The sequence below is a fragment of the Desulfobaculum sp. genome (assembly GCF_054921475.1).
This window is the reverse complement of sequence record NZ_JBUDSW010000349.1, coordinates 1-2,958: the sequence shown is the minus strand read 5'-3', so window position 1 is coordinate 2,958 and position 2,958 is coordinate 1. Positions and strand designations below refer to the sequence as shown.

Sequence of the window (2,958 nt, the reverse complement as noted above, 5' to 3'; positions counted from 1 at the left end):
CAGTTACTGGAAAGCGAGCTCTTCGGCCACGTCAAGGGCGCGTTCACCGGCGCGGACCGCTCCCACAAGGGCCTGTTCGTCTCCGCCAACGGCGGCACGCTCCTGCTGGACGAAATTGGCGACATTCCCATGAATATTCAGACAAAGCTCCTGCGCGTGTTGCAGGAGCAGGAAGTGCGCCCCGTCGGTTCCAGCCAGTCCGTGCGCGTGGACGTGCGCATTCTGGCCTCCACCAACAAGGACCTTGAGCAGAAGATGAAGGACGGCCTCTTTCGCGAGGACCTGTTCTATCGCCTGAACGTCCTCAGCGTCTATGTACCGCCGCTGGACAAGCGCACCGAGGACATCCCGCTTTTGGCGCACCACTTCCTGACGCAGGCCTGCCGCGAACTGCGCCTGATGCCCAAGGAAATCGCCCCCGAGGTGCTCGCCTACCTCGCCAGCCGTCCGTGGCCGGGCAACGTGCGCGAACTGCAAAACTTCATGCGCCGCCTTGCCGTCTTCTCGCAGGGGGATGTCATTGATCTACCCTTGGTGCGCCTGTCCGAGTCGCGCCCCGCCGAGGAAGACCAGCCCGCAGGCCTGCCGCCATACAAGGACGCCAAGGCCCGCGTGATGGACGAATTCACCCGCAACTACGTCACCGAACTGCTCAAGAAGACCAGCGGCAACATCTCCGAAGCCGCGCGGCTCTCGGGTCTGGAGCGCGTTTCCCTCCAGAAGATTCTCAAGCGCCTCGACATCCACGCGGCGTCCTTCCGCAGCAGTTAGGTGGGCGCGCGAGTTTTCCACAGCCAGCCCCACCCATTTTGCCCTGTGGTTCCGCTTTTCCGCGCCACAGGGCCATGGCTCCCGCGTGGGCGGCGGGATTCTCCACGGCAGCCTAATGCGCAAATGCCACTGCCACAGAAGGAATTTCACTTCTCCCACTCTTCCAGAGGGGATGAAGCGGCCACGGCGCCCCGCGTGTCCAGGCTGGACGTTTTCCACACCAAAAACCGCGCCAGATTGTGTTGCAGCGCGCCTTTCGCCTTATTCTCCGTCACCACGCGTCAACATGGAGCCTTTCTCCACACCCTTTGCCCCATTCCTTCGCCCCCGCACAGCTATTTCCGCCGCCCCACAGCGCACTACGCCGTCCGATGCGCCACGTCTCTCTTGTGGAGAACGTTCCGGCCTTCCCTTTTTCTGACGCAACAGGCTCCAGCATCTTTAGCGCCGCACGCATCCCAAGCAACCCACTGTATTGAGCAATCACTCCGTGCATAACGTCAACGCAGTTCTTCGTCGCGTGCATTCCTCACCAAAACCGTTCTGCACCCCGCGAGCGCCGCATCCCGCCCTTTCCCCCGTCCCGCAGGCGTCCGCAGCAATCACTTTTTCCCCAACGTCATAAAACGCTACAATCAAAACGATTGCGCAAGAAAAAATATTGACAGACAATTTGCCCATTAGATATTTACTGCCGTACAAATTGACGCTTACGAAAAATCCTGCTGTTTGGATTTTTTCCCGTGACACCTCGCCTAGCCCAGGATGGACGCCGTGGACCAGCAACGAAAACTCGACTCAACCGACGCCAAACTCGTCGCCGCCCTCACAGAAGATGGCCAGCAGTCCACAGGGAAGCTCGCCGAGCGCCTCGGCGTTACCGGCCCCACCATCCGCTCCCGCCTTAAGAATCTCATTTCCTCCGGCGTGGCACGCGTTGCCGCACTGGTCGACCCATTCCGCGTAAAAGGGCTGACTGTGGCCCTCGTCGGCCTAACCGTCGAAAGCCACAACACCCTTGACCAAAAAATGGAGCAGATTTCCAAGCTCGATAACGTCAACTGGGTCGCCGTCGTCACAGGACGATACGACCTGCTGGTGGAAATCGTCCTGACGGAAGGCATCGACGACCTCTACCGCTTCATTAACGAGGAGCTCTCGCAGATCGGCGCCGTTACTGGCACCGAGTCCTTCGTGGTCATGCAGGCACGGCGCAAATGGGTGCTGCTGCCAAAAGGCGCACGAGACCTGCGACAGCTGCCCTAAGGCATTCCGGCGGCGTCGCGTCTTGCGGAGCCGCCACCGACCTGTGGCTCCGCCCTTTCGGCGGTATCACCAACGCCAAACAGCAAGGAAGGCCCAATGATTATCGGTGTGCCCAAAGAGATTAAAACGCTGGAAAACCGCGTCGCCCTCACCCCCGGTGGCGCCCAGACCCTCATCAAACGCGGACATGAAGTGCTCGTCGAGCGCGGAGCCGGCCTAGGAAGCGGAATTACCGACGACGAATACACCGCCAAAGGCGCACGCATCGTCTCCCGCGACGAAGCGTGGCACACCGACATCGTCGTCAAAGTCAAAGAACCCATCGAAGAGGAATATCACCTCCTGCGTGACGACCTCATTCTGTTCACCTATCTCCACCTCGCCGCCGACCGCCCCCTGACCTCCGCCCTCATGGAGTCCGGCTGTACCTCCATCGCCTACGAGACCGTCCAGCTGCCCGACCGCTCCCTGCCCCTGCTCATGCCCATGAGTGAAGTCGCAGGACGTATGGCCACGCAGGTCGGCGTCCACTATCTCGAAAAGACCCACGGCGGACGCGGCATTCTCATCGGCGGCGTTCCCGGCGTGACCCCCGGCGCAGTCGTTATCCTCGGTGCAGGCATCGTCGGTACCAACGCCGCCAAAATGGCCCTCGGCCTCGGCGCGCAGGTCACCATCATCGACATCAACCACCATCGCCTCACCTACATGGACGACGTGTTCGGTGGCCGGCTCATCACCACCACCTCCACCGAACACAACATCCGCCGCGCCGTCCGCTACGCGGACCTACTCATCGGCGCCGTGCTCATTCCCGGCGCAAAAGCACCCAACCTCGTCACCGCCAACATGATTAAGACCATGAAGCCCGGTGCCGTCGTCGTCGACGTCGCCATCGACCAGGGCGGCTGTATCGAGACC

Annotated in this window: 3 protein-coding genes; all 3 read left to right on the top strand. The window is 61.2% G+C overall.

Features of this window, described 5'->3' with window-relative positions; genetic code table 11:
• Positions 1 to 771 (top strand): sigma 54-interacting transcriptional regulator (locus ACY69P_RS15730; protein ID WP_462328165.1); only part of this gene is annotated, 771 nt, incomplete at its 5' end.
• A 774-nt stretch (positions 772 to 1,545) separates the two neighbouring features.
• Entirely contained in the window at positions 1,546 to 2,037 is a 492-nt protein-coding gene (locus tag ACY69P_RS15725; RefSeq protein WP_404843872.1) for an Lrp/AsnC family transcriptional regulator, read from the top strand.
• Positions 2,038 to 2,133: 96 nt separating this feature from the next.
• The coding region (ald, locus tag ACY69P_RS15720; protein WP_462328164.1) for an alanine dehydrogenase at positions 2,134 to 2,958 on the top strand (825 nt) is incomplete at its 3' end.